The 26,283-nt window shown below is 67.1% G+C and carries 28 protein-coding genes and 1 riboswitch; of the genes, 11 read left to right on the top strand and 17 right to left on the bottom strand.

From position 1 onward, the window contains the following. Positions 1-31: 31 nt before the first annotated feature. Together AC0B44_RS02425 and treS are read right to left on the bottom strand one after the other, a co-directional pair. Positions 32-1,420, bottom strand: a complete 1,389-nt coding sequence (locus AC0B44_RS02425) for a maltokinase N-terminal cap-like domain-containing protein (RefSeq protein WP_471901314.1) — start codon at positions 1,418-1,420, stop codon at positions 32-34. Then, positions 1,417-3,255 (bottom strand): maltose alpha-D-glucosyltransferase, encoded by a 1,839-nt coding sequence (gene treS, locus AC0B44_RS02420; RefSeq protein WP_471901313.1) that lies wholly within the window; start codon positions 3,253-3,255, stop codon positions 1,417-1,419. Before treS ends, AC0B44_RS02425 begins: the two co-directional genes overlap by 4 nt. Before the next feature lie 120 nt (positions 3,256-3,375). Between treS and AC0B44_RS02415 the strand changes: the two genes are divergently transcribed. From AC0B44_RS02415 to AC0B44_RS02395, 5 genes are all read left to right on the top strand, one after another. Further along, a complete protein-coding gene (locus AC0B44_RS02415) occupies positions 3,376-4,587 on the top strand; it encodes an acyl-CoA dehydrogenase family protein (RefSeq protein ID WP_471901312.1) in 1,212 nt (403 codons plus the stop codon). Positions 4,588-4,597: 10 nt separating this feature from the next. Continuing rightward, a complete protein-coding gene (locus AC0B44_RS02410; RefSeq protein WP_471901311.1) occupies positions 4,598-4,903 on the top strand; it encodes a hypothetical protein in 306 nt (101 codons plus the stop codon). Between the two features lie 337 nt (positions 4,904-5,240). After that, entirely contained in the window at positions 5,241-6,323 is a 1,083-nt protein-coding gene (locus AC0B44_RS02405) for a 3-deoxy-7-phosphoheptulonate synthase (RefSeq protein ID WP_471901310.1), read from the top strand. A 240-nt stretch (positions 6,324-6,563) separates the two neighbouring features. Continuing rightward, positions 6,564-6,899 carry a glycosyltransferase family 2 protein gene (locus AC0B44_RS02400; protein ID WP_471901309.1) on the top strand — a complete coding sequence of 112 codons (336 nt, stop codon included), beginning with the start codon at positions 6,564-6,566 and terminating at the stop codon, positions 6,897-6,899. Continuing rightward, the gene (locus tag AC0B44_RS02395; RefSeq protein WP_471901377.1) at positions 6,820-7,623 is read left to right on the top strand and encodes a glycosyltransferase family 2 protein; all 804 of its coding nucleotides are present in this window, start codon (positions 6,820-6,822) and stop codon (positions 7,621-7,623) included. Before AC0B44_RS02400 ends, AC0B44_RS02395 begins: the two co-directional genes overlap by 80 nt. Here AC0B44_RS02395 and thpD read toward each other — a convergent pair. From thpD to AC0B44_RS02380, 3 genes are all read right to left on the bottom strand, one after another. Then, complete coding sequence (gene thpD / locus AC0B44_RS02390) at positions 7,587-8,477, bottom strand: ectoine hydroxylase (protein WP_471901308.1); 891 nt, start codon at positions 8,475-8,477, stop codon at positions 7,587-7,589. The genes AC0B44_RS02395 and thpD overlap by 37 nt on opposite strands. A gap of 158 nt (positions 8,478-8,635) precedes the next feature. Continuing rightward, positions 8,636-9,640: an AraC family transcriptional regulator gene (locus AC0B44_RS02385; protein WP_471901307.1), complete on the bottom strand. Its 1,005-nt coding sequence runs from the start codon at positions 9,638-9,640 to the stop codon at positions 8,636-8,638. A 3-nt stretch (positions 9,641-9,643) separates the two neighbouring features. Further along, a complete protein-coding gene (locus AC0B44_RS02380; RefSeq protein ID WP_471901306.1) occupies positions 9,644-10,837 on the bottom strand; it encodes a pyridoxal phosphate-dependent aminotransferase in 1,194 nt (397 codons plus the stop codon). 115 nt (positions 10,838-10,952) lie between these two features. On the opposite strand from AC0B44_RS02380, the gene AC0B44_RS02375 reads away from it, so the two are divergent. Further along, on the top strand, positions 10,953-11,543 hold the full coding sequence (locus tag AC0B44_RS02375) for a carboxymuconolactone decarboxylase family protein (protein ID WP_471901305.1): 591 nt from the start codon (positions 10,953-10,955) through the stop codon (positions 11,541-11,543). A 43-nt stretch (positions 11,544-11,586) separates the two neighbouring features. Here AC0B44_RS02375 and AC0B44_RS02370 read toward each other — a convergent pair whose 3' ends face one another. Both AC0B44_RS02370 and AC0B44_RS02365 read right to left on the bottom strand, forming a co-directional pair. Further along, positions 11,587-12,003 carry a VOC family protein gene (locus tag AC0B44_RS02370; protein ID WP_471901304.1) on the bottom strand — a complete coding sequence of 139 codons (417 nt, stop codon included), beginning with the start codon at positions 12,001-12,003 and terminating at the stop codon, positions 11,587-11,589. Positions 12,004-12,043: 40 nt separating this feature from the next. Beyond that, positions 12,044-12,967: a sigma-70 family RNA polymerase sigma factor gene (locus AC0B44_RS02365; RefSeq protein ID WP_471901303.1), complete on the bottom strand. Its 924-nt coding sequence runs from the start codon at positions 12,965-12,967 to the stop codon at positions 12,044-12,046. Between the two features lie 76 nt (positions 12,968-13,043). Between AC0B44_RS02365 and AC0B44_RS02360 the strand changes: the two genes are divergently transcribed. Together AC0B44_RS02360 and AC0B44_RS02355 are read left to right on the top strand one after the other, a co-directional pair. After that, positions 13,044-13,535: an NUDIX hydrolase gene (locus tag AC0B44_RS02360; protein WP_471901302.1), complete on the top strand. Its 492-nt coding sequence runs from the start codon at positions 13,044-13,046 to the stop codon at positions 13,533-13,535. 141 nt (positions 13,536-13,676) lie between these two features. Continuing rightward, the gene (locus tag AC0B44_RS02355) at positions 13,677-14,663 is read left to right on the top strand and encodes an LLM class F420-dependent oxidoreductase (RefSeq protein WP_471901301.1); all 987 of its coding nucleotides are present in this window, start codon (positions 13,677-13,679) and stop codon (positions 14,661-14,663) included. Between the two features lie 6 nt (positions 14,664-14,669). On the opposite strand, the gene AC0B44_RS02350 is transcribed toward AC0B44_RS02355, so the two are convergent. From AC0B44_RS02350 to AC0B44_RS02335, 4 genes are all read right to left on the bottom strand, one after another. Continuing rightward, positions 14,670-15,233, bottom strand: a complete 564-nt coding sequence (locus tag AC0B44_RS02350; protein WP_471901300.1) for a GNAT family N-acetyltransferase — start codon at positions 15,231-15,233, stop codon at positions 14,670-14,672. 1 nt (position 15,234) lies between these two features. Beyond that, positions 15,235-15,921 (bottom strand): DUF3239 domain-containing protein, encoded by a 687-nt coding sequence (locus AC0B44_RS02345; protein WP_471901299.1) that lies wholly within the window; start codon positions 15,919-15,921, stop codon positions 15,235-15,237. A 67-nt stretch (positions 15,922-15,988) separates the two neighbouring features. Continuing rightward, positions 15,989-17,647, bottom strand: coding sequence for a DNA repair helicase XPB (locus AC0B44_RS02340; RefSeq protein ID WP_471901298.1), 1,659 nt, complete (start codon positions 17,645-17,647; stop codon positions 15,989-15,991). Between the two features lie 306 nt (positions 17,648-17,953). After that, on the bottom strand, positions 17,954-18,133 hold the full coding sequence (locus AC0B44_RS02335; RefSeq protein WP_471901297.1) for a hypothetical protein: 180 nt from the start codon (positions 18,131-18,133) through the stop codon (positions 17,954-17,956). 337 nt (positions 18,134-18,470) lie between these two features. Between AC0B44_RS02335 and AC0B44_RS02330 the strand changes: the two genes are divergently transcribed. Next, positions 18,471-18,971: a hypothetical protein gene (locus AC0B44_RS02330; protein WP_471901296.1), complete on the top strand. Its 501-nt coding sequence runs from the start codon at positions 18,471-18,473 to the stop codon at positions 18,969-18,971. Between the two features lie 58 nt (positions 18,972-19,029). Here AC0B44_RS02330 and AC0B44_RS02325 read toward each other — a convergent pair whose 3' ends face one another. Continuing rightward, positions 19,030-21,312 carry a helicase-associated domain-containing protein gene (locus AC0B44_RS02325; protein ID WP_471901295.1) on the bottom strand — a complete coding sequence of 761 codons (2,283 nt, stop codon included), beginning with the start codon at positions 21,310-21,312 and terminating at the stop codon, positions 19,030-19,032. A gap of 60 nt (positions 21,313-21,372) precedes the next feature. On the opposite strand from AC0B44_RS02325, the gene AC0B44_RS02320 reads away from it, so the two are divergent. Next, complete coding sequence (locus AC0B44_RS02320) at positions 21,373-21,561, top strand: hypothetical protein (RefSeq protein WP_072702024.1); 189 nt, start codon at positions 21,373-21,375, stop codon at positions 21,559-21,561. Positions 21,562-21,688: 127 nt separating this feature from the next. Here the strand turns inward: AC0B44_RS02320 and AC0B44_RS02315 are convergent, their stop codons facing one another. From AC0B44_RS02315 to AC0B44_RS02305, 3 genes are all read right to left on the bottom strand, one after another. Continuing rightward, entirely contained in the window at positions 21,689-22,279 is a 591-nt protein-coding gene (locus AC0B44_RS02315) for a transglycosylase family protein (RefSeq protein ID WP_471901294.1), read from the bottom strand. A gap of 7 nt (positions 22,280-22,286) precedes the next feature. Then, positions 22,287-22,517: riboswitch (cyclic di-AMP (ydaO/yuaA leader) on the bottom strand. Between the two features lie 247 nt (positions 22,518-22,764). Beyond that, entirely contained in the window at positions 22,765-23,157 is a 393-nt protein-coding gene (locus AC0B44_RS02310) for a YccF domain-containing protein (protein ID WP_471901293.1), read from the bottom strand. Continuing rightward, on the bottom strand, positions 23,154-23,396 hold the full coding sequence (locus AC0B44_RS02305; protein WP_471901292.1) for a hypothetical protein: 243 nt from the start codon (positions 23,394-23,396) through the stop codon (positions 23,154-23,156). The genes AC0B44_RS02310 and AC0B44_RS02305 overlap by 4 nt, the downstream gene beginning before the upstream one ends. A 169-nt stretch (positions 23,397-23,565) precedes the next feature. On the opposite strand from AC0B44_RS02305, the gene AC0B44_RS02300 reads away from it, so the two are divergent. Further along, a complete protein-coding gene (locus AC0B44_RS02300; protein WP_471901376.1) occupies positions 23,566-23,982 on the top strand; it encodes a cold-shock protein in 417 nt (138 codons plus the stop codon). An 84-nt stretch (positions 23,983-24,066) separates the two neighbouring features. Here AC0B44_RS02300 and AC0B44_RS02295 read toward each other — a convergent pair whose 3' ends face one another. Together AC0B44_RS02295 and AC0B44_RS02290 are read right to left on the bottom strand one after the other, a co-directional pair. Continuing rightward, on the bottom strand, positions 24,067-24,561 hold the full coding sequence (locus AC0B44_RS02295; RefSeq protein ID WP_471901291.1) for a DUF2771 domain-containing protein: 495 nt from the start codon (positions 24,559-24,561) through the stop codon (positions 24,067-24,069). Next, the gene (locus tag AC0B44_RS02290) at positions 24,558-26,240 is read right to left on the bottom strand and encodes an MFS transporter (protein ID WP_471901290.1); all 1,683 of its coding nucleotides are present in this window, start codon (positions 26,238-26,240) and stop codon (positions 24,558-24,560) included. The genes AC0B44_RS02295 and AC0B44_RS02290 overlap by 4 nt, the downstream gene beginning before the upstream one ends. Positions 26,241-26,283: the final 43 nt, after the last annotated feature.

Here is a 26,283-nt window from a genome sequence, read left to right as displayed (position 1 = left end):
GCACACACCCGCCCTTTTGCGTACGGTCTTCTCAGTCCTGCGACAACCGCCGAATAGCGTTGAGAGGCAACCTCAGCCACCCCGGACGATGCCTCGCCTCGTACACCACTTCGTACACGGCCTTGTCGATCTCGTACGCGCGGAGCAGCGCGCCGTTATCGCGCGGATCGGATCCCGAGGCTGCGGCATATCCGTCGCAGAACGCGGCGGAGTTGCGTTCCGCCCATTCCCGCGCCCGGAACTCACGCTGCGCCGTGGCGCCGTCCGGTTCGCGCTCCCGCACCGAGTGGTGCCCGGCGTAATCGAAGGAACGCAGCATCCCGGCGACGTCCCGCAGGGGAGTGTCCGGGTGCCGCCGCTCGACGAGCGACTTGGCGGGTTCGCCCTCGAAGTCGATGAGCAACCATCGTTCCGGCGTGCGGAGCACCTGTCCGAGATGGAGGTCGCCGTGAATGCGCTGCACCGTGACCTGGCCGAGCGCGGCAGCCTCGTCGAACCTCGCCTGGATCGCGGGCACGAACTCCGCGAGTTCCTCGACCTCGGCGGCCGCGGCCTCGAGTCTGCGGGACATCGCGGCGGCGAGACCGGACGCGGGACGCTGTTCTTGTCCGAGTGCGGCGGCGAGATCCGAATGGACCTCGGCGACCGCCATCCCCATCCGGTACGACTCGCCGGCGAAATCGGTGCCCACCTCGTCGGCCCGCAGATCTCCTTCGATGAGAAGATCACGGATGCTTCCGAGTGCCATCGCCCACCCGTCGGCGGAATTGGCCGCGAAGTCCTGAGCCATCGCGAGGGTCGTGCGGATGCCTTCGACGTCCGCGTCGATCCAGGCCCGAAGCGGTGCCACGGAGCGGCACCCCACTTCGCTGAGGGCGAGATGCAGTTCGACGTCGGGGTTGATGCCGAGAGTCAGGCGCCGGAACATCTTGAAGAGGAGACGTTCCCCGAGTACCACCGATGTGTTCGACTGCTCGGCGCCGAGCGCACGCCCGCGCATGTCCATCTCGAATTCCGCGCCCGGCACGGTGTGCAGGTCGACGGGACCCTTCGGCTTACCGCTGCTCAGACTCCGGGCGTACAGGCCGATGATCTCCTGATCACGGAGTCCGTCGTAGACGAACACGCTGTGTCCGGCGTCGTCCGGCGTCGCCACCGTCCACGGAGCCAGGTCGTCGGGGAGGTGGGACCGGAATCCCAGCGGTACCTGGTAGATCTGGTCGTCGGTGTCCTCGAAGCTCACTGCCACCAGCACGTGATCGGCACCCAAACCGGGTTCTTCGGCGAGCGGTTGCCGCAACACGATCCGCACCCCGGTGATAGTGTGCCCCTTCGCGGCGAACCAGCGCTGGCGAGGGAGCCAGTGTGCCAGACCGGTTTCGAGGTCGGCGTCCGGATAAAGCCTCTTGTTCTCGGTCATGGTTGCACCGCCGCTTCCGCTTCGCTGCTGACGGGATGTGCGCCCGCACCCTCAGTGGTGGGATCCGGTTGCAGAGCGAACCAGAAGAACCCGTGTCCCGGGAGCGTGAGCATGTAGCCCTCCTCGGTGATCGATGGGAACGGCACGGACCCGGTGAGTTCCACCGGGATCCACCCGGCGAATCTCGACAGATCCAGCACCACGGCCTGCGGATAGCGGGACAGATTGTTCACGCACAGGATGACGTCGCTGTAGTTGCGGTCCGGGGCCGAGTCCATCTCCCGGAGATACGACAGGACCGCGGGGTTGGCGCTGCCGAGTTCGGTGAACGCCGCCTTGCCGAAGGCGGGATGCTGCTTGCGGACCTGGATCATCCTGCGCGTCCAGTGCAACAGCGAGTTCGTCGAATTGAGCTGGGACTCGACATTGACCGCGTGGTAGCCGTACGTGGGATCCATGATGGTCGGCAGGTGCAGCCGCGCCGGATCCGCGCGGGAGAAACCCGCGTTGCGGTCGGGTGTCCACTGCATCGGCGTGCGCACCGCGTCGCGGTCACCGAGCCAGATGTTGTCGCCCATCCCGATCTCGTCGCCGTAGTACAGCACCGGAGACCCGGGCAGGCTCAGGAGAAGTGCGGTGAACAACTCCAACTGGTTCCGGTCGTTCTCGAGCAGCGGTGCGAGTCGTCGTCGAATTCCGATGTTGGCCCGCATCCGCGGATCGGTGACGTACTCGGAGTACATGTAGTCACGCTCTTCGTCGGTGACCATCTCGAGTGTGAGTTCGTCGTGGTTGCGCAGGAAAATCCCCCACTGCGCGGTGCGGGGGATCGACGGCGTCTGCGCCAGGATCTCCGAGATCGGAAACCGGTTCTGGCGGCGTACCGCCATGAAGATCCGTGGCATGAGGGGGAAGTGGAACGCCATGTGGCACTCGTCGCCGACCTCGGGCTCGCCGAAGTACTCGACGACGTCCGTCGGCCACTGGTTCGCTTCGGCCAGCATGACCCGACCGGGATACTCGGCATCCATCACCGCGCGGCACTTCTTCAGGAAAGCGTGGGTCTCGGGCAGGTTTTCGCAGTTGGTGCCCTCACGCTCGAACAGGTACGGCACCGCGTCGAGCCGGAAGCCGTCGATGCCGAGTTCCAGCCAGAAGCGGAGGACGTCGAGCATGGCGTCCTGGACCTCGGGGTTGTCGTAGTTCAGGTCGGGCTGATGCGAGAAGAAGCGGTGCCAGTAGTACTGCTTGCGAACGGGATCCCACGTCCAGTTCGAAGTCTCCGTATCGACGAAGATGATGCGGGCGTCCTTGTACACGTCCTCGGTATCGGACCACACGTAGAAGTCTCCGTACGGCCCGTCGGGTTCGCTGCGGGACTCCTGGAACCACGCGTGCGTATCCGAGGTGTGGTTCATGACGAGGTCGGTCACCACGCGGATGCCCCGCTTGTGAGCCTCGTCGAGGAATGTCACGAAATCGTCGACCGTCCCGAATTCCGGTAAGACGGCGCGGAAGTCGCGGATGTCGTAACCGCCGTCGCGCAGCGGAGAATCGTAGAACGGCGGCAGCCAGATGCAATCGGCACCGAGCCAGGCGATGTAGTCGAGCTTTTCTGTGAGCCCGCGTAGGTCACCGGTCCCGTCGTGGTTCGAGTCGTTGAACGCGCGCACCAGAACCTCGTAGAACACCGCGGTCTTGAACCAATCGGGATCGACGGGGAGGTTGCGTGCATGTGCGAAATCCTCGGACCGTGTCTCGACGATGTGCCCGTCCGAGGTGTGCTCGGGTTCCACGGCTCGGGCCGTCGGATCGGCTGGACTTTCTGCTGGCATGAAACCTCCGGGCTCGTCAATTGCAGGGCGGATCATCAGGGTTCCCCGGCGTCGCGCCGTCCACACCCTGCCCAGCTGAAAGCGATGTGAGGGCACACGTGTGCGGATAGATTGGCGCCCATGACTGCGAATCGGCCGACGGGGCGGGTGGCCGAGCTGTGCACCCGGATGCGTTCCTTTATCGACGACGAGGTTATCCCGCTCGAGGGCGAATTGTCGCGACAGGACGACGACGGCGCCGCCGCTCTGGACGGGCTGAGGAAGCGCGCGAAGGAACTCGGCCTCTGGGCGCTCGGACACCCCGAGGAGATCGGCGGCGGAGGGGTTCCGTTCCTCGACTTCGTGTACCTCAACGAGATCATCGGCAGGTCCGAGTACGGTCAGCTCGCCGTCGGGTCGGTGTCGATGCAGGACGCGCTGATGCTGCATCGGCACGGCACCGAGGAACAACGTCGACGATGGGTCCCCGGTCTCGTCTCCGGTGAGATCCTGCCGTCCGTCGGTATGACCGAGCCCGAGGTGGCCGGGTCCGACCCGGTGCTCGTGCAGACCACCGCCCGGCTGGACGCGGACGAGTGGGTGATCAACGGTCACAAGTGGTTCACGACAGGCGCCGAGCAGGCCGCTTTCTGCACCGTGTTCGTGCGTACCGAACCCGACTCCACACCGCTCCATCGCAGAATCAGCGCTGTCATCGTCCCGACCGATACACCGGGCTTCGAGATCGTCCGGTCGATTCCGACGATGGGATACGACCCCAGCGACCATTACGAGGTGCGCTACACCGATGTCAGGGTCCCCCTCGGGAACGTGCTGGGCGGGCGTGGCAACGGCTTCCTGGTCGCGCAGGATCGCCTCGGCCCCGGCCGGATATTCCACTGCATGCGCTGGCTCGGGCAGGCGCAACGCGCATTCGAGTTGATGTGCGAGCGCGCCAACAGCCGATTCGCACACGGGTCGCTGCTCGCGGAAAAGGGAGAGATCCAGCGGTACGTCGCCGAATCGGCGGCGCAGATCCAGGCGGCGCGCCTCATGACGCTCGACGCCGCCCGGGTGATGGACTCCGGCGAAGATGCCCGCGTGCAGATCGGGCTCATCAAATTCTGGGGCGCACGGATGCTCCACGACGTCGTCGACCGCGCGATTCAGGTGCACGGCGCGTTGGGCCTGACGGCAGACACCCCGCTCGAAGCGATGTACCGGCGGGCTCGGTACGCCAGGATCTACGACGGCCCCGACGAGGTGCATCGCATGTCGACCGCCCGCCGGATGCTCCGCGACCCGGAGCGGGTCCCGTGGCGTCAGGGTGGCCTCCCGGCCATCGAAACCTAGGATCTCGTGCGTGCACAGTGACGACACCCCGGCCGACGATCGTCTTCTCGACGACATCCGCAACCGCCTTGCCGTCGCCACGGAGGCCGATCCGGTGTTCGGCACCGTGGAGTTGAGTGTCGGCGAACTGGCCCGCCTACTCGAGTTGCACGACATGCACGACGCCTCGCTGATCGCGTGGGAGTACACCCAGGGATGCATGGCCCAAGTGATCCGGCAGCGCAACGCGACGCTCGAAGCGGTGACGCTGGCTCTCCTCGCCGACGAACCCGGACTCGCCGACACGATCAGTGACATCCTGCGCGCACGGCGATGACCGCGGCCGGAAAGCCGGCCGAGAAGTTCGTTTTCGAGAGCTGTCGAGGCGATGGGTATCGCGTTGTGGCGCAGCGTGTTCCACCATATTCGTCGGTCGTAGTCGTGCCCTTGTAGTGGGTCCCGGTAGTGGGTCCCGGTGCCCGCTCGTGGCCGTCTGGTAGAGTCCGTCGCTATGCAGCGCACCTATTTTTGGTTTAGCGGGCCGGCCCTGGGTGGGTCGGTCGGCGTGACCGCGCGCTGACTTCCTCACCCACGAGCCGGATACAGACCGGCTCGACGGGATCTCAGGGTTCTTCCGGGTCGGCTTCCTTCACCGAGAACAGGAACGCAACCCGATGAGCTCCACCACTGGAATCTCCACCACCGACCTCGACGAACAGCGCACCGTGCGGGTGAGCCCGCTCGCCGCGCCGTCGGAGATCCGTGCCGAATACGCTCCCGACGGAGTCGTGGCCGCGACCGTCCGATCCGGACGCGCCGACACCGTCAACATTCTGAACGGCACCGACGACCGCCTCGTCGTGGTCGTCGGTCCGTGCTCGGTCCACGACCCCGCCGCAGCCATGGATTACGCCCGCCGGCTCGCCGCGAAGGCCGACGAACTGCGCGACGACCTGCACATCGTCATGCGCGTGTACTTCGAGAAGCCGCGCACCACGCTCGGCTGGAAGGGTCTGCTCAACGACCCGCACCTCGACGGTAGCTACGACATCAACACCGGGCTGCGCATCGGTCGCAAGCTGCTGCTCGACGTGTCGAGCCTCGGCCTGCCCGTCGGATGCGAGTTCCTCGATCCGATCCTCCCGCAGTACTACGCCGACCTGGTCACCTACGGCGCCATCGGTGCCCGCACCGCCGCGAGCCAGGTGCACCGCCAGTTGTGCAGCGCCCTGTCGATGCCGGTCGGGATCAAGAACTCCACCGAAGGCGACGTGCAGGTCGCGGTCGACGGCACCCGCGCCGCGGCCGCCAGCCACGTGTTCCCCGGCACCGACCTCGACGGACAGGCCGCGCTCATCCAGACGGTCGGCAACCCCGACTGCCACGTCATCCTCCGCGGTGGCAGCGCCGGCCCGAACTACGATGCCTCGACCGTCGCCGACACGATGGCGCGTTTGCGCAAGGGCGGGCTGCCCGAGCGGGTCGTCGTCGACGCGAGCCACGGAAACAGCAGCAAGAACCACGAGAAGCAGGTCGACGTCGTCACCGACATCGCGGAGCGTCTCGAAGCCGGCGAAGACGGCATCGTCGGCCTGATGCTGGAGAGCTTCATCGAAGCCGGTCGCCAGGACCTCACGCTGGGGGAGGCCGACAAGCTCGAATACGGCAAGTCCATCACCGACGCGTGCATCGATTGGGCGACCACCGTGGCCCAGCTCGATCGCCTCGCCGAGGCGGTGCGTGCGCGTCGCGCCTGATGTTCGTCGCGCCTGATCTACCCGGTGTCCTGCATTCGCCCCGACGCCCTGTCGGGGCGAATGCAGGAGACATCGAAGCGAAGGCACCGACGCCGTGGAAACCTGTTGTCCTCGCGCATTTTCCGATCTACTGACGCGCAGGCGGACGCAGCCCGGTCCCTTATACGGACAATCAGAATGAAACGCTAACGGCGTTGGTACGTAAGGAGAAGGGCGCCGACGTGCGGTAGCGTCGACGCCATGTCTGGGGGTGCACTATCGATCGTCGTACCGGCTTGCAACGAGGAGCACTACATCGGGCCCTGCCTGGCGGCTCTTCTCGAGCAGCAGGACGACATTCTCGAAATTGTTGTGGTAGACAATAATTCCACCGACAATACGGTGCAGATCGTCGAGGCCATCGCGGCCGCCAATCCGATCGTCCGGCTCGTCACGGAGAAGCGCCCCCGGTGTCGCGTTCGCCCGCAACGCGGGTTTCGATGCCGCCGAGGGCGCGATCATCGGGCGGATCGACGCGGACACACGGGTGCGCCCGGGGTGGGCGCGTACGGCTCGGGAGTTCTTTGCCCGAGATGACGTGGCGGCCGTCGGCGCGATCAGTGGTCTCAACAACTCGTACGACTCCCCGTTTCGCGGGGTGAAGCAGCGGTTCTACGAAAAGCAAGTGACGCAAGGTTCCTTCGGTGGGGAACGCCGGATCAACAATATCCACGGAGCCAACATGGCGATCAGGCGCTCCGCATGGGAACAGGTGCGGTACGCGGTCAGCACCGACCCCGGAATCCACGAGGATGTGGACCTCGCCTTGTGTCTGCGTGAGCACGATATCGAGATCGCCCAATTGACGGATCTCTTCGTCGACATCTCTCCCCGCCGGGCTCTGACTCCGCCCCTGGCATACACCGATTACACCCGGTCGCTGTTCCGCATCTACGAACTGCACGGCCGGATGAGCCCGGAGGCCGCACGCGCCATGCGCGTGCAGTGGCTGGCTCACTGCGCCGCCTACGCCGGATATCGGCTCTACGATCCGGCCCGAGGCCGATTCACACTCTCGCGACTGTTCTCCGGTGGCGCCGGACGCGCGATGCCCGTGAGCAAGACCGATTCCGCCGCTGATCCGGCCCTGCCTGCCGATAAAGCTCGGCCTGCCGACACGTCGGGAGAGTCCGCAAAGGGCAGCGCGCCTGTGACCGGCGAAGCCGGGCGCGACAACGACCGCTTCCGCGACGCGCCCCCAGCCTCGCGCGGCGCCGACTCGGATCAGGCTAGCGGTGTGAAGTCCCGGCTCCCCAAGTAGGGGGGACGCGGGTCCTTTGCGGCAAACGGCTCCACAAGGGTGTTCTCCACACTGTTGAACACCACGAAGAGATTCGAGCGCGGGAACGGCGTGATGTTCCCGTTGGACCCGTGCATGCAGTTCGAGTCGAAAATCGTTGCAGAACCGGCAGATCCGGTGAACGTCGAGATGCCGAACTCGGCGGCCATCCGGGTGAGATGGTCTTCGTCGGGTGATCCCGTCGGAGGCACGTGGGTGACGAGCGACTGGCGGAAGTAGTTCTCGGGAGTGTCGCCGGCGCACGAGACGAAAGTCCGGTGCGACCCCGGCATGATCATCAACCCGCCGTTGTAGCCGTAGTTTTCGGTGAGCGCGAGCGAGATGCTCAGTGCGCGCGGCTTGGGCATCCCGTCCTCGGCGTGCCAGGTCTCGAAATCCGAGTGCCAGTAGAACGGGCCGCCACGGAATCCCGGCTTGACGTTGAGCCGGGATTGGTGGACGTAGACGTCGGATCCGAGCAATTGCCGTGCGATTCCGGCTATTTCGGGGCGGCGGACGATGGAAGCCACGAGGTCGCTGAGGAGGTGGACGTCGAACACCGAACGCACGTCCCCGCTACCCTGCTCGCGGATCACGCGCTCGTCGTCACCGAGTTCCAGACCCAGCCGGGATGTCTCCTCGAGGAGATTTCCTACGTCGCTCGCAGGGAGAAGTGCTTCTGCGGTATGGAATCCTCGACGGTCGTATTCGGCGACGGCCTCCGCCGCCAACGGTCCTTCGGTGGCCGTACCCCACACCACCGGGTCCGGTCTCTCGAAGGATTCACAAGTGGTCCGGCTCCGGGTCGGATACTCGTCCTTTACCGCAGCGAGCATAACGGCGCTTCACCCTCTCCCCAGTCGACAGAGTTTCACTCCTTCCGACGTTCCCATTCCGGATGCGGTTATGCAACCCGAGTGAGTGGCGCACGGATCTTGTGACCGGTGACAGAAGCGGAGCGGTTCCGTTGTGCGTCGGTGGCTCGCTCGGATCGTCAGCGGTGCGCGCGGTAGGTGCTCGGCGTGTTTCCCGTCCACCTTTTGAATGCGCGCCGGAAGGCACTCGGCTCGGAGAATCCGAGGCGGGCCGACAGGTCGTCGACGGGCTCACCGCGTCGCAATCCGGCGATCGCGAGATCACGCAGCACTTCCTCGCGCAGTTGCCCGAGCGACGTGCCCTCCTGACGCAGCAAGCGGCGCAGGTGCGGTGGGCTCACCGTGAGCATCCCCGCGATGTCCTCCGCCGTCGCGGTGCGCCCGTTGATACCGGATTCGAAGATGCGCCGCACCTGTGCCGACACCGTCGATTCGTAATCCCGCTCGGAGAGAATGAGATTGGGTGAGTCGCGGAGATACTCGTCGAGCGATGCCTCGGATTGCACGAGCGGCGACGTGAGCGCGGAATTGTGGATTTCCAATGCCGCGCGCCCGGCACCGAACGTCACGGGGACGCCGAACATCGCGTCGTAGCTCCGTGCGAGTACGTGGTCGGGTTCGGCATACGGCAGCATCACGGACTCGAGGCGGATTCTTCCCCCGACCAGCCACGCGGCGAAGCGGTGCAGAAGCATGAGCAGGAAATCGACGGTCACGCGCGTTTTCTCGTCGACGACGTCGGGCAGCGCCACATCGAGATGGGTGGTCGCATCGCCCCGAGTCAGCGACAACTGGGGGAGCGAACGCACCACGCGGTTGACCTCGACCATGCGGGTGAGGGCGTGGGCGAGATCGGGGCAGTGGATCAGCGTCAGGCACATGACGCGGAACATGCCGCGAGGTACCGGACCCGGTGCGAGCCCGAACAATTCGTCGTCGGTGATCTGCCATACGACCTGCGTGAAGCGGCTGACCTGCGCCGGCGTCAGGCGCGCGTGAGGATGGGCGAGCACCGCGCGACTGATCCGGGCTGCGTCCAGCGCGGGTTGCAGGTCGATTCCCGCGTCGGCGCCGGTGCGCACCGCCCGCGACACGAAGTCGGACGGAATGGTGGGCCGCGACATGGTCTAAACGGCCTCCTGCAGAGTGCGCAACCGGCCGACCGCGTCGGCGAGTACGTCGTCTCGTTTGCAGAATGCGAATCTCACCAGGTGGTTCCAGGCTTTCGTATCGTCGACGAACACACTGACGGGGACCGCGGCGACACCGATGCGTTCCGGGAGTTCCCGGCAGAATGCGACACCGTCGCGATAGCCGAAAGGTGTGAGATCGGCACACACGAAATATGTTCCGGCCGAATCCAGCACGCCGAATCCGGCATCTTTCAGGGCATCGGACAGCAGGGTGCGTTTGCGTTGCAGGTCGTCGCGCATCGAGCTGATCCACGCCTGTTCGTGGTTCAGGGCGTGGGCAACAGCGGGCTGGAACGGTGCGCCGCCCACGAAAGTCAGGAACTGCTTCGCGGCGCGGACTCCGTCGATCAGCTCACGCGGGCCGAGTGCCCAGCCGATCTTCCATCCGGTGACGTTGAACGTCTTCGCGGCACTCGACACGGTGACCGTACGCTCCGCCATTCCCGGCAGGGACGCGAGCGGGATGTGCCGCCGTCCGTCGAACACCAGGTGCTCGTACACCTCGTCCGAGAGCACCAGCAGGTCGCGTTCGCATGCGAGTTCGGCGAGGGCGGTCAACGCCTCCTCGTCGTACACGGTGCCGGTGGGGTTGTGCGGGGTGTTGACGACGATCATGCGTGTCCGGTCGGTGATCGCGGCGCGCAGCGCATCCACGTCGAGCACGAAGCCGGCCCCGGCGCGGGTGAGCGGGACCGTGCGGCGCGTCGCGCCGGCCAGCGCCACCGCCGCGGCATAGGAGTCGTAGTACGGCTCGGTGAGCAGCACCTCCTCGCCGGGTTCGACGAGACCGAGGACGGCCGCGCTGATCGCCTCCGTCGCCCCGACAGTGACGAGTACTTCCCCGTCGGGATCGTGCGCGAGTCCGTAGCGGGCGGCGCGGTCGGCGGAGACGGCCTCGCGCAGCGCCGGGATCCCGGACCCCGGCGGGTACTGGTTGACGCCGTCGGCGATGGCTTGCCGCGCGACTTCGAGCATCTCCGGGGGTCCGTCGACGTCGGGGAAACCCTGGCCCAGATTGATGGCCCCGTGCCGGATCGCCAGATCGGTCATCTCGGCGAAGATCGTCGACGCGAACGGTCGTAACCGGGCGACGGTGCGTCCTGTCCCCGGTCTCGTCGAATCAGCCACGCGTGAAGCCTAGCGTCCGGCGTGTCACGTTCGGGCCTGCCGCCTCGTCCCTATGGAAACGGCTCCTACGGAACCGGTGAGGAGTTCCGGGCCGCGACGAGACCAGGAGGACGTCATGCCACGAATCGAACCGGTCACCCCCGACCGGGCAAGTCGCGTCACACGCGCGACCTACGCCTACGCTGCACGCCGCTACGGGGTTGTTCCCGAACCGTTCACGGTGCTCGCACACCATCCCCCACTGATACGGGCATCCGGGGTGCACGAAATGCTGGTCGAACGGGCCTCGAAGGTGCTGCCGGCGAACGTACGGGAGATCGCGGTGTACCGAGTCGCATGGACACTCGGATGCTCCTGGTGCATCGACTTCGGCACGATGCTGCAGCGGTTGGGAGGTCTCGACACCGATCGCCTCGCCCACATCGCCGACTACGCGACCTCCGACCTGTACAGCGACGACGAGAAGGCCGCGATCGCCTATGCGGACGCAATGACCGGTGACGTCGCGGCGACGGTGACCGACGAGCAGGTCTCGGACCTCGAACGAAGGTTCGGGCCGGCGGGTGCGGTGGAACTGACCTATCAGATCGCCCTCGAGAACATGCGCGCTCGGATGAACTCGGCGCTCGGCATCTACGATCAGGGATTCAGCACCGACGCGTGCCGTGTGCCGTGGTCGGAGAGTGCTGTGGCGACGGAGCAGTGACTCGTGGCGACGGAGCAGTGACTCATGTCGACGAAGCGGTGAGTCATTCGGGCAACACGATGGCGGCGATGGATCCGGGATTCCAGGCGACCTCCCACCGAAAGCCGTCGGGATCGGCGAAGTAGCCCGTGTAACCGCCCCACACCCGTTCGGTGCCGCCCGACACCGGATCGGCGCCTGCCCGGCGGGCGGTCTCGAGCACCACGTCCACTTCGTCGCGGGTCGCGACGTTGTGGGCGAGGGTGACCGGTGGAACCCCGCTCCACGATGTCGGGCCGACCTCCGCCTCGAATTCGGTGCGGGCCCACAACGACAGGATCACGTGCGCACCGACGCGGATCATCACCACCTCGCCGGGTTCTTCGATCACCGCGGACCAACCCAACCCGTCCATGTAGAACTCGCGGGCGCGGTCGACGTCCTCGACCGCGAGAGTCACCAAGCTGAGGCGTTGTTCCATAGTGCCGAGCCTAGAGGCGATCGTCGGTCCAGGCACGGAATCAGCTGTGGCCCAACGGCACGAGGACCCCGCGACGGAGTTTCGCCGGGTTGGCCAGATCGTAGGCGGCCCACACGCGGCCGTCGCGGACCGTGCACGCCGTCACCCGCGGCGGGTATCCGCGCTTACCGGTATCCGCGCGCACACCGTGGTTGAGAAGGCCGAGTTCACCGTTGACACGGACCGGTTCGAACACGGCGAACGCGTCCGCGCCGTAACGGCGGGTCAGCCCGATGAAGAAGCGAGCGAACTTGTCGGCCCCGAGCACCACGTTGAGTGCGGTCGAGGTGGTGCCGCCGGCGTCGCCGATCAGGCGGGCCTCGGGATGCAGAACCGCGATCACGCCGTCGATGTCGCCCGCAGCGAAGGCCGCCATCAGCGCCGCCACCGCATCGTCGTGCTCGGTGGCCGACGTCGGAGGCGGAGTATCGGCCACGGCACGCCGAGCGCGGGACGCGAGTTGCCGCGCCGCCGGTGATGCGACGCCGAGAATGCGCGCTATCTCGTCGAAGGGCACCCCGAATCCGTCGTGCAACACGAAAGCGATGCGCTGGGCCGGTGGAAGGACATCGAGGACGATCAGTGCTGCGAGCCGGTTGTCCTCGTTCTGCACCACCTGCTCGAGCGGATCGGGCGGGTGGGTGCCGGCGAGTGGGGTCACGATCGGTTCGGGTAGCCACTGGCCCACGTACTTCTCGCGTCGTACCGCCGCGGACCGGAGTTTGTCGAGACACAGCCGCCCCACGACGGTGGTGAGCCACGCGCGCAGATCGCCGATCTGCGAGGCATCGACGGTCGCGAGGCGGAGCCAGGAGTCCTGGACGGCGTCTTCGGCGTCGGCGACGCTCCCGGTGAGGCGATAGGCGACCGACAACAGGTGAACGCGGTGTTCCTCGAATGATTCCGCAAGCCCGGAAGCGCGCATATTCTCGATGCTACGAGCAGGATCACCGTCACGGACCGGAGTCCGGGCGCGTCCGGAGGGTCCACGGAGGTGAGCGATGCCGGTGACGAGCGCAGGTCTGCTGCTCTACCGCATCGACGACACCGGACTGCTCGAACTCTGGCTCGTACATCCCGGTGGGCCGTACTGGAAGGGCAAGAACACTGCCGCGTGGTCGGTGCCCAAAGGTGAGTACGGACCCGAGGAGGACCCTCGGGAGGTCGCGTTGCGCGAGTTCGACGAGGAGTGCGGCTTTCCGGCCCCGGAGGTGCCGCTGGCGTTGCTCGGTCGTTATCGCCAGGCGTCCGGCAAGGTGGTGAGTGTCTACACGGGGGAGACGTCGGCCGACCTCCGGTTCGTCTCGAGCAACACGTGTGAAATCGAGTGGCCGCCGCGCTCGGGGAAGAAGCTCACGATTCCCGAAGTCGACGACGCGCGCTGGATCACGATGTCCGATGCCGAAAACAAACTGGTGAAGGGCCAACGTCCGATCCTGGTGGCGTTACGCGCGCGGCTCGACGACGTGGGGCGGTTCTACCGCACCGAATAGCACTCGACCCCAGGCGGTTCCGGACGATAAATGTCGCCGGCCCGCTCCCGGCGGGCGGACGGACGGGCACCGCCCGTACCGTACTCGGAATACTCGGCCCGGCAACAATGGGCACAGACCATCGACTCGAGTGAGGACCCCATGCGATTCGGACTTTTCATCCCTCAGGGCTGGAGATTGGATCTGGTCGGGATCGATCCCGCCCATCAGTGGCCGGTCATGCGCGATCTCGCGATGCGCGCCGACCGCGGCCCGTGGGAATCGATCTGGGTCTACGACCATTTCCACACCGTTCCCGAACCCACCGACGAGGCCACCCACGAAGCCTGGACGCTCGTGTCCGCATTCGGTGCGGTGACCGACCGCGTCCGGCTCGGCCAGATGTGTACTGCGATGAGCTACCGCAACCCCGCCTACCTCGCGAAGGTGGCAGCGACCGCCGACATCATCTCCGGCGGACGAGTGGAGATGGGTATCGGCGGCGGATGGTACGAGCAGGAATGGCGCGCCTACGGTTACGGTTTCCCGTCCGCCGGAGAACGGCTGCGACGCCTCGACGAAGGCGTGCAGATCTTCAAGCAGGCGTGGACCACGGGAAAGGCGACACTCGACGGCAAGCACTACCAGGTCGACGGGGCGATCGTGCGGCCACTGCCCCTCCAGGAGGGTGGCATCCCGCTGTGGATCGCCGGGGGCGGCGAGAAGGTGACGTTGAAGATCGCGGCAAAGTACGCGCAGTACACCAACTTCGACGGCACTCCCGAAGGGTTCGCCCACAAATCGCAGATTCTGCGTGAGCACTGTGCCGACGTCGGTACGGATTTCGACGCGATCGTGCGGTCGGCCAACTACAACGTAGCGATCGGACGCACCGAACGAGAGGTGCAGGACAGGCTCGAGGCGCTGAAGGCACGACTCGAACCGATCGTCGGCGCAGAGAAGGCGGACGAGTCGCTGAACGCGTTCCGGGGGATGCCCGCCGTGGGTACGCCCGAGCAGATCGTCGAGAACCTCACGGCACTGAAGAAGCAAGGCCTCGAATACGCCATCTTCTACTTTCCCGAGGCGGCCTACGACACAACCGGCATCGAACTGCTCGAGAAGGAAGTTCTCCCGCACCTCGCGTAGGGGCGCTCAGATCGGCCAGCCGTCCGCCGGTTCGCGGGGGTCGTCCGGCAGCAGGGCCGCGACCCACACGTCGCGCGGCGTGCCCCGCTGCAGGGTGCCGTGCCGGGCGACCCCCTCGTACCGGAACCCGAGACGGCGCGCGACGGCGGCGGACGGCACGTTGCCGACCAGTGCGCGCCACTCGACGCGCCAGGTGTGCAAGCCCTCTCGGGCGAAGGCGAAGTCGCACACCAGGCGTGCGGCGGCGGTGGCGACACCGCGGCCACGTGCCCCGGGAGCCATCCAGAAACCGATCTCGGGCGCGCCGCTTCCGTGCTGCACGAAGCCGATCATCCCCAGCAGCGGTCCGTCGGTACCGATCCGGATTCCCCAGTCGGGGAGACCGTCGGCCCACTTGCTCGGAACGATGTCTTCCACGAAACGGACGGCGTCGGTGCGGCTGTACGGGTGCGGAACGGTGGTCCAGGCCGCGACTTCCGCATCACGGCATCCCTCCGTGATCGCGTCGACGTCACCGCTATCGGGGACCGAGAGGACGACCGTGCCGTCGGTCAGGACCGAGGGCTGCATGTCAGCGAAGTCCCGGCGGAAGTTCTTTCAGCTCGAGCTCGACCCGGCGCTCGTTGCTGGCATTGATTTCGTCCGCGGACGACAGTTTCGACTTCAGCAGCGTCCATTCCGCTTCGTCGATCGCTGCGGTGGCTCGTGCGAGGACCGAGGCATCGCGAGTGGCCCATGCGATCGGCATGGGGCTGACCATCTGCCACACGCCGGACTTGTTGCGCGTGGTGCGGTCGGACAGGACGGCGACGCACGGCACACGCTCGCCCACCTTCGCGCGGTGGCCGGGGATGGCCTGGACGTCGCGGGTGACGAGGGCGTAATGGTGCCGCTGCGCGCCCTCGGCCGCGCCCTCGGTCGGTTTGGCGATGTCGATCAGCGCGAGCAGCGTCAGGCCACGGGCCCGTGTCCTCGCGACCAGAGCCGGAACCAGCGGGCTGTCGTGGTAGAGCTCCTCGATCGTGCCGACCTTGCGGGGAGCCCACAGCGCGACCCACACCGACGTTGCGGCAGCCACGACGAGCACCGAGCCGACGATGTACGACCAGGTGTGCCCCAGGACGAAGAGCCACGCCGCACCCGCGCCGCACAGCAGCGCCACGATCACCGCGGACCGGCGGAGGCTATGCACCTCCGCGAGCGTCTGGTTGACGGCCTTGGCGTGGGACAGGTCGACGGGAAACTCGAATCGGCGCACGTGGCCCAGCATATTGGACGCGGATGCAGGGCAACTCGGCGGAACCGTCTGCGGAACGTGAGAGGTGTCAGCCGATCTGCGGCCCGAGCAGGTCGTCCGCGTCGGTGATCCGGTACGCGTACCCCTGCTCCGCCAGAAAGCGCTGCCGATGGGCCGCGTACTCGGCGTCGAGCGTGTCGCGCGCGACCACCGAATAGAAGTGGGCCTGCCCGCCGTCGTGCTTGGGCCGCAGCAGCCGCCCGAGACGCTGCGCCTCCTCCTGCCGTGAGCCGAACGTTCCGGACACCTGCACGGCGACCGACGCCTCCGGCAGGTCGATGGAGAAGTTCGCGACCTTCGAGACCACGAGCACTTCGAGCTCGCCGGACCGGAACCGGTCGAACAGCGCCTCCCGTTCCTTGTTGCGCGTGGACCCCTTGATGACAGGGGCGTCGAGGGCCGCACCCAGCTCGTCGAGCTGATCGATGTAGGCGCCGATGACGAGGGTCGGAGCGCCCGCGTGTTGCGCCAGAATCGACTTGACCACCGGAATCTTGGTGCGCGCGGTCGAGCACAGCTTGTACCGTTCCTCCGGCTCGGCGACCGCGTAGGCCATCCGCTCCGCGTCGGTGAGCGTGACCCGCACCTCGACGCAGTCCGCCGGGGCGATCCACCCCTGTGCCTCGATGTCCTTCCACGGCGCGTCGTAGCGCTTCGGGCCGATCAGGGAGAACACGTCACCTTCACGGCCGTCCTCACGCACGAGGGTTGCGGTGAGCCCCAGGCGTCGCCGCGACTGGAGGTCGGCCGTCATCCGGAACACCGGTGCGGGAAGCAGGTGCACCTCGTCGTAGATCATCAGACCCCAGTCGCGGGAGTCGAACAGTTCGAGGTTGCGGTACTCGCCCTTCGTCTTGCGGGTGATCACCTGGTACGTGGCGATCGTGACCGGGCGGATCTCCTTCTTCTCGCCGGAGTACTCGCCGATCTCTTCCTCGGTGAGGGAGGTACGCGCGATCAACTCGCGCTTCCACTGCCGCCCGGCAACGGTGTTGGTGACCAGGATGAGCGTCGTGGCTCCGGCCTTTGCCATGGCGGCGGCGCCGACCATCGTCTTTCCCGCTCCGCACGGCAGCACCACGACGCCCGATCCGCCGGCCCAGAACGCGTCGGCCGCCATCTCCTGGTAGTCGCGCAGGTGCCAGGGGTTCGACTCCGTGTCGAGCGTGATCGGGTGTGCCTCGCCGTCCACGTAACCCGCGAGGTCCTCGGCGGGCCACCCGATCTTGAGCAGCATCTGCTTGACGCGGCCGCGCTCGCTGGGATGCACCACGACGGTGTCGTCATCGATGCGCGCGCCCAGCATGGGAGCGATCTTCTTGTTTCGCAGCACTTCTTCGAGCACCGCGCGGTCCAGGCTCACCAGCGTGAGGCCGTGGACGGGGCTCTTGACCAGTTGCAGTCGCCCGTACCGGCCCATGGTGTCGACGATGTCGACGAGCAGCGGTTGCGGAACCGCGAACCGGGAGTGGCTGACCAGCGCATCGACGACCTGCTCTGCGTCGTGGCCCGCCGCCCGCGCATTCCAGAGGGCGAGCGGTGTCACCCGATAGGTGTGGATGTGCTCAGGGGCTCGCTCGAGTTCGGCGAACGGCGCGATGGCTTGTCTGGCTTCGGCGGCACGTGGGTGGTCGACCTCGAGCAGCACGGTCTTGTCGGACTGGACGATCAAGGGTCCGTCGGCCACGAATGCCTCCTGGGTTCGAGAGTAGAACTCTCCTATTCTCCCGGCCGGAGGCACGGTGCGCCACCCACGGGCCATCGGTGCCGCCGAGGTCACCCTGTGAGCGAGCGCCGCACCTCCATCAAGCACACGAGCGCCTCCGAAATTCCGGAGCGGTAACCCGCGTCCTTTTCCGACAGGGCGGGTGAAGAATCCAATTCGTGTTCGAGGCGTTCCTGAATTCTGTCCAGGGCCGACATCGTCCTTTTCACTTTTCGATTCCCGTCTTTCGCTTCTTTTGTTGCCGAATTTCCGGAAAACTTCCGGAAATCACACCGTCCGGGAGTACTCGCCGGCTTGTGCGTCGAGCACGAACAGGCGGGCGCGCGCCAGTCCCGACCGGAAGCCGTTCACGAAAGGGGGAGGGGAGTCATCGGCTCCCGCGCGTTCGGCTAGGGCTGTGAAGTGCTCGTACAGGTCGTCGAGGAGGGTGGTTGAGGATGTGTTCACGTCGTGTCCGGAGGTCGTCGTGCGTCGGAGGTCTCTCAGTGCCGCTTGCGCTTCTTGATGAATTCGGTCTCCTCGACCTGCTTCTGGCGCTTTTCTGCACGTCGCTCCTTCAGGGACTGCGACGGCTTCTTCAAAGTTTTGCCCTTGTCGGCCATTTTTGGTTCCTTTCGGGAATGGTCGAACATTCGACAAGTCCAGACCATAACGGATTTTATAAAAAAAGCCAGTTGCCCGGTGGACCGCCGATCGCCCCGCGCTTTCGTGCAGAACGGGGGCGACGGTAGGTTGTGACGGCGAACACTGCGCCGCGCACGTGCGGCCGTCGAAGGAGGATCTCGTGCACGGTGAACAGGTAAGTGCGATCGACACGTTGCCGCGGTCCCTGGGGCAACTGCGATCGCGGTTCACGGACCTTCGGGCGCCCGCGCCCGGCGAGGTCCACGGGACGTACCGTGCGGTCTTCGTCGGTCCCGCGATCCTGCGTGCGGTCGCGCCCCGTGCCATCGCGCTCGCGGGCATGCGCCGCTGGTACGGCAAGCGGTTCGACGGTACGGGTGGTGCCGTCAATCTGGTCCGGGGTGCCGACGGCACCGTGCACGACATCCTGCCCACGCGAACCTTCGTGGACACGTCCTGGCTGGACGGCGGGGACGCACTGGTCGTCTCGTACGGCACCGACCCGCAGCATGCCGCGCCGGTGCCCTGGCGCTGGGTGCGAGACGAGTTCCGCGCTCTCGACGACGGCACGCTGCTCGGCATGACCTTCGCGGGCGGCGCGTGGTCACGGGTGGCTGCCTCACCGTTCGTGCTCGTCCGCGACGACAACGGTGTCGTCTAGGTCGTCGCCGAAATGGGCTCAGCTGTCGGGCATTTCGCGCGTTCTCCGGCTGTTGCGCTCAGTCGACGAGCGCGACGGAGGTCACCCGGTGGAGCACGAAACTACGAACCGACCCGGTGGCCGGATCGAAGGCCTCGAGTTGCCCACCGCCGACCGCCACGGGATCGACGATGCGACGTGTCGCCACGCCCTGTGCATCGACGTAACCGAGCGTGATGCTGCGGTGCGCGTGCAACGCCAGTTGCAGCAGCGCGAGCGTCGCAGCGCCACCGGTACGGCTACCGTCACCCCGCGCGGAGGCGCCCGATGACGCGGACTCCGTGCGATCTCCGGCACGCAGCGTGCGCACGAGCGTCGCGAGTTGTTCCTCGTTCGGGGGAGTGGGACCCGCATACCGGGCCCGGCTGCGGGGCACCGTGACCCGCGCTCCGCGCGGACGCAGATCCACCACCGCGCCCGACGAATCCTCGCCCGCGGGCGCGAATCCCGCCGCCCGCAACTCGGTGAGTACCTCGGCGAGCGGCGCCTGCGATATCGCGACGGTCGGAGCGACCGCGCGCAGGGCCAGCGTGGTCGCGACAGGCGCAGAAAGCACTTCCGCGAGAAGTGCCGGATCGTCGGCACGCACGAACGAACTGGCGACTCCGGCGCGCAGCCGACCGTGCCGGCGCGCGACGTCGTCGATCAGATAGGTGAGCGCCTGCGGCACCGGGGTGCGCGAATGGGCGGCGAACAGGGCGTGCAGGTCGCCTGCACCCACACCGGCGTCGAGCGCGCGACGGACGCTGGCATCGCTGATGCGGTACACCGTCGCGGCGCCGGCGGATTCGATGTCGGCGACGAGTGCGATCCGATCGGCGAGTTCGGGCACGAGCCGCCCGGGCGCAACGACCGTCAGGTCTGCCTGCACGAGCACGTCGTCGACGGGCTCGGGTAGGGCGGCGGCGATCTCCGACTCGGCGTCTCCGCCGTGCAGAAGGGCTTTTCCGGCCGACGCGAGACTGCCGTGCGCGACCAGAGCGAGCGCGGTGGCCTCACGCACCGTTTCGGTCACCGTGTCGAGGTCGAAGCGGCCTGCCCAGCGCGGCCGGCGCCACGCGGCAACGGCTCGTATCTCCGCGATGTCCGGTGCGGAACCGGGGACGTCGGCGAGCACCTCCAGCAGCAGTCGCCGGTCGCGGACGGCGGTCGTGGACTTCACTTCGTCGGACAGCGCGGCTATCGGCTTGTCGCTCTGGTCGCGCCGGCCGGCCATCCACGGCCGACGGGCCATGCCCAGCCACGCCCCCGCCAGAACCGCCCAGCGGTGCGCGGTGGGGGCGGTGAGCCACGCGTCGGCCGAGGTGGTGGGAGCCCAGTGGTCGTCGATGTCCCCGGGGGGAGGCGGGTCGGGGATTCCGCGGGCGAGAAGCCCGGCGGCCGAGAGCACCTCGACGAGCAGCGCGGCATGTTGATCTTCGATACCGACCGTCTTCGCCAGGCGGTGGAGTTCCCGCACTCCCAGCCCTCCGGCCTTGAGGACGGGCGCGGGTTGGTCGCCCAGGGCCGAGAGCAGATCCTCACAATGACGGAGGAGTTCGAGCGCGGCACCGGCAGCGGTGGCGTTGACGTCCGCGAGGGCGCGCACGGCCTTGGGCGCGCGGGGTGCGGTCAGCGACCCGGGATCGAACGGCGCGTCCCCGCGGATCGCCTGACCCACGCGGTGGGGCAGTTCCACGGTCTCGTCGTCGATGCGGATGAGTAGTCCCGCAGCGAGAAGCTTCTGGACGGGCCTGTCCTCGGGGGTGCCCGGAGCAGCATCACGGGTGCGCCCCACCGGCGAAGTGCGGGCCAGAGTGTCGAGGATCCCGCGCTGTGCGGGCTCCAGTTCGTCGAGCATGGCCTCGAGTTCTTCCCGCGACGGCAGGTCGACGTCGCCGGTGCGTCCGATCCGCCACGGAACGGTGTCCACCGCGGCGGGGACGAGCCGAAGGCTTTCGGCGGGTCCCCACACGAGCAACAGCCCACGGAGCTTGCCCAGGATCCGGTCGGTCGCCTTGACGGGGATGCGTCCGTCGAGCACCTCGAGCAGGTCGGTGCGGGACACGGCCGCGTCGACCGCGCCGAGACCGGCGAGCGCGGCGATGATGCCGAAGTCTGCGGTGGTCAGGTCGTCGGCGGCCCGGAAGACCGACGCGCGTTGCTGCGCGCGGCTCGCCAGGACGGCCATCGTCGCAGGTGGCGGGACGACGAGGTCGGGCCGCGCGTGCAGGGCAGCGGCCAGTTCGGTGTCGCGTCGGCCCGACAACCAGAGGGCGAGGGAGTCCGGTGCGGTGTCGGGCGCGGGGGTGGTCGAGGTCATCCGTTTCAGATTAGAGACCTGAGGTGGCCCACCACGAACTCACCTGCCAAAATGGGCGGCATGGCTACCTCTTCGAAGAAACAGTACGTCGACCGCGGATGGCCGGAGCTGGCGGACGGAGACCATGCGGTCACCGAACTGTCCTCCACGCGCACCGGCCCGCTCTCGCCCTACGGCGAGGACATGCACTTCCCTCTGCCGGTCGAGGACCTGCCCTACACGCATCCCCGCACGGTCATCAACCGCTGATTCTTCGTCGTGCCCGGCCCCGGAAGGGGCCGGGCGTATCGACGGTGGACGCTTCGTTCACCTTCACGGCACAGCAAAGAGCCCCGCACCGGCATCGGTGCGGGGCTCTTTGCTGTGCCGTGAAGAACTACTGAGGAAGAACGGCGCGGACGGCGTCGAGGACGCTCGGATCGAGCTGGATGCCGGCATCCTGGAGGGCTTCGACGCCCTGCTCGAAGCCGGCGATGATGTTCTGGGCCTCGGGGGGCAGTGCGGCGGTCTCGGGAAGCTGCGGCACCGCGTTGCTGACGCTCGGGGCAGCGGGCGTGGACGGCGTGCTCGGGGTCGCGTCGACAGCGCGCTGGGTAGCGGCGCTGGACAGGCCCAGGCTCGAGGAGCAGGACGGCCATGCGCCCCATCCCTGGCCGGCGAGGACGCGCTCGGCAACAGCGATCTGCTGCTCGCGGCTGGCCTGCTCTGCGGTGGGGGCGTATTCGTTGCCGCCGTACGCGTTCCAGGTGCTGGGGGAGAACTGCAGGCCACCGTGGTAGCCATTGCCGGTGTTGATGGCCCAGTTGCCGCCGGACTCGCACTGTGCGAGGCGGTCCCAGTCCGAATCGGGTGCTGCCGCAGCGGTGCCGCCGAAGGCGACGCCGGTGACACCGAGGACTGCGCCGGTCAGCGCGAACTTCGCGACGGTACGACCGGTGTTGGAGGGCTTGCGATGGCGTCCGCTCATGATCGGGATTTCCTCTCCGTACGCACCTACGAGGTCAGCTGTCGGGTTCGGGCTGAAGAGGTAGCCCGGCCGTCGCGTTCCGTCGGTGACGGATCGCATGCTCCTGGGAGCGGTACGGCTTCACCCCTAGGACCGGCGCTGGCGTCGGTCCGGGCCTCCTGGAAATCGTTCGGCGAACCGGGCGATTCCCTGGGAGACCGGTTGGGTCCCCCGTTTCCTGTCCCCGTGGATCTTTCGTCGGGACCTCCGAATCCGCGGGACAGGAATTTGGCGCGGCGGATTCGGACCGGCCGAACCAGGCGGTTCGACCGGTCATGACCGTAACGGTTCGACGGTCGAGTGTCACCATTTGATAACGCGCGACTATTCGGCCGGGACTCCGGGTATCAGGGGCGGGAGGCATGCGAAGGCGCAGGTAGTCGCGTGCGTTATGACTCAATCCTCTATCGAGGCCGGTTTGTTACTGCGCCGTGATGTGACTAAGGTCACAGGTACTGGGGACGTGCGTCCACCGAAACGATTTCCCGGCCGAGGGGCATCAGAGAGATCGGGACCATCTTCAGGTTGGCGATTGCCAGAGGAATGCCGATGATCGTGATCGCCATGGCGATCGCGGTGGTGATGTGGGCGAGCGCCAGCCAGATACCCGCCACCAGAATCCAGATGACGTTCCCGATCAGCGACGCGGCGCCCGCACCGGGCTTCTCGACGGTCGTTTTGCCGAACGGCCACAGCGCATAGACACCGATCCGGAACGACGCGATCCCGAACGGGATCGTGATGATGAGGATGCAGCAGATCACGCCGGCCAGAAAGTAGCCGAGCGCGAGCCACAAGCCACCGAAGACCAGCCAGATGATGTTGAGCAGGACCCTCATGTATTCCTACCGTCCCGGGCGCGGCGGCCCGACTTCAGGGCGAATGCGACAGCCAGGGCGAATCCGAGCGGCCACGCGAGCGTGAGCAGATACAGCAGCAGACCGGGCGTCCCGTCCGTCAGCGCGGGGACCAGGAAGATGGCCACGACCGCGACGACACCGACGACGAAACACGCAACGGCGGCCTTGAGGAGGCCGTTGCCGGGAGCTTTGGAGGAAGCGGAGGAAGAATTACCCACGCCGTCCACGGTAGTCCTCTGCAAAAGGAACCGGGCAAATGACTCGGGGTACACTGGGAATCGTCTACGCGTCCCGCTCCAACCGAGTCGGGGCGCGTTGTGCATGTCCAGTTGTTGTGCAATCCACGCGTGCCCACGGGGCGCGGCTGTCGAGGAGCGGGTGAGCGCGGTGCCAACCGGCAAGGTGAAGTGGTACGACGTCGAAAAGGGATTCGGATTCCTGTCCCAGGACGACGGTGAGGACGTCTACGTCCGCGCCTCCGCGCTGCCGGAAGGCGTCGAGGCGCTCAAGCCCGGACAGCGCGTCGAATTCGGTATGGCCGCCGGCCGCCGAGGCCCGCAGGCCCTCAAGGTCGAACTGCTCGAGCAGCCGACGCTCCGCCAGACCGCGGGTCGCCGGGAGGCAGCACCGCAACAGAAGCAGCGGCGCTCGCCCGACGAGTTGCACAGCATGATCGAAGACATGATCAAGCTGCTCGAGGCGACGGTTCAGCCGAATCTGGGGCGCGGTCGCTACCCGGACCGCAAGGCGGGGCAGACGATCTCCGAGGTCATGCGCGCGATCGCCCGGGAACTCGATCACTGATTTCGTGAAAGCGATGGCGCGTGCGGTCCGGACCGGACCACACGCGCCATCGTTGTTTTCTCGGACCTTCGACCGTGGTTCGGGTCAGAACGTCTGAATGGCCCACACGGCGTGCGCGATCGGCTCGCCCGCCTCGTCGACGACAGCCGACGGAAGCTGGATTTCGACGCCCAGCAACTGCATCGACGGGTCGCTCGGGACGGTGACCGCGCGCTGCGCACCGGACTCGAACATCACGCCGTCCAGATACGTCTGTCCTGTCTCGGTGTCGCCGTACACGGCGATGAGCCGCCACGGCGCGTCGGAGACCTCCGCCGGAAGCGACAACTGGAGCGGGTAACCCGCCGGCACGTCGAGCGTGGTGATCGGCTGCTCGGTGCAGTCCTCGAGGTAGAGGTTGCAGTACTGGGTGGGGTTCGCCGTCACCGAAGTCCCGTGGGCGTACGCGGTGACCTGGGGCGGGGTGGGCTCGGCGGAGTCGACGAGCTTCCACACCACCGCGGTGAAAACCGCTGCGACGACCACGAGGGCCCCCACAATCAGTGCGATCGTCTTCTTCGTCCGAGCTTGCAGGTTCATCGATTCCCATTTCCGGTTGCGTGTCCACCGGGACGAACGGTCCGCCCGGTGCCTGTCTCCGTGGAGACGTGTTCTGGCCTGCGACCGCCGAGTCCCGGCAGCAGCGTTCCCCCACGGTATGTGAGCAGTGTCTGCACGAATCCCACGATGAGGATGATCGTGACCACGGAGAAGCCCAGCCACAGCTCGGTGGGGAGCAGTACTCCGAGCGCACCGCCGAAGACCCAGCTGAGCTGGAGCACGGTTTCCGAGCGGCCGAAGCCGGAGGCGATCGACTCTTCCGGCAGGTCCTGCTGCAGAGACGCATCCAGCGACACCTTCGCCAGAGCGCTCGCGCACGCCGCGATCAACGCCGCGAGCGCTGCGGCGAGCACGTGATCGGTTGCGGCGACGATTGCGGCGACGACCACGACCGCCGCGGCGCAACGCACGACGATGAGCGCGGGACGCCCCAGCGTCAGTCGCGCGCCGGTCGCGTTGCCGGCGAAGTTGCCGACCGCGGCGGCGGCACCGACGAGACCGAGGGTCGCGGCCTGCATGATCGGATCGTGATCGGTGGTGGCCTTCGCGACGAATGCCATGAACAGCGTGAGGAAGCCGGTGAGCACCCGGATCGTGCCGTTGCCCCAGAGACCGGTGACCACGGTTCTGCCCAGAGGTTGCTTGCGTTTGCCGTTGCCGGTGTGGATGACCTCGGTTTTCGTGTCGAGCACCTCGGTGGGGGCGTCGGACCCGCGGTACGACAGCGTCGCGGGGACTTCACCTTCGGTGACCTCGACCCACGCGGGGATCCGCATGCTCAGGTAGGCGCCGAAAGCGGCGATCGCGGCGCACAACCACAGTGCCCCGGACGAGCCGAACGCCCACGCGGCGGCGGCTGCAACGGCACCCGCGCCGATGGTGCCGCCCACGAGGCCGAACACCGTCAGCCGCGAGTTGACCCGCACGAGGTCTATCTCCGGTGGCAGCACGCGCGGTGTCACGGCGGATTTGAGCACGGCGAACGATTTGCTCAGCACCATCATCGCCAGGGCCGCGGGGTAGAGCGCCCAACTGTCGAAGTTGAACACGAGCACCACCGCCAGCACCGCCCGCAGTGCGAACGACGTCGCCAGCGCCAGCCGGCGGCCGTGCTGCAACCTGTCGAGCAACGGCCCGATCAGCGGGGCGATGACCGCGAACGGCGCGATCGTGATGAGGAGATACAGCGCGACCTTCGTCTTGTCCTCGCCGGTCGCGGCCGAGAAGAAGAGGGTGTTCGCCAGCGCAACCGCAATGGCGGCATCGGAGGCGAAATTCGCCATCGTGGCGTAGGTCAGTGCGGTCAGACCCGACTTGTCGGCTCCGTCCGCGGTCGCTGCCCGCCGGAAGGTCGCGATGCCCTTGTGGGTCAGTTCGCGACTGCGGAGGGCGGCAACCCGGGTGACGGTGAGCTTGCGCGGAATCCGCGGAGCTCTCGGCGGCGCCTCGGACGACGACGCATCGGTGTTCCGGGAGTCCGCAGCCCTCGTTCCGCCAGGTGGCCGGGCAGCGTCGTCGACGGGATGAAGCGGAGGCAGCGGAGTGCGTCGCCCCGCGACACGCCGAGGCGGCGGATAGTTGCTGTACCCCGGATGCCGGGAGCCCGGGGCACGGCTGCCCGCCCTGTCGGGGGTAGCTTGCTCGTCCGGCTCGGTCACGTCACCGATTCTTCCCCACGACGCGCCTCGCGTGCAGACGGGC

Source organism: Rhodococcus sp. NPDC019050 (assembly GCF_055664235.1).
This window is presented reverse-complemented; position numbering and strand designations above follow the sequence as displayed.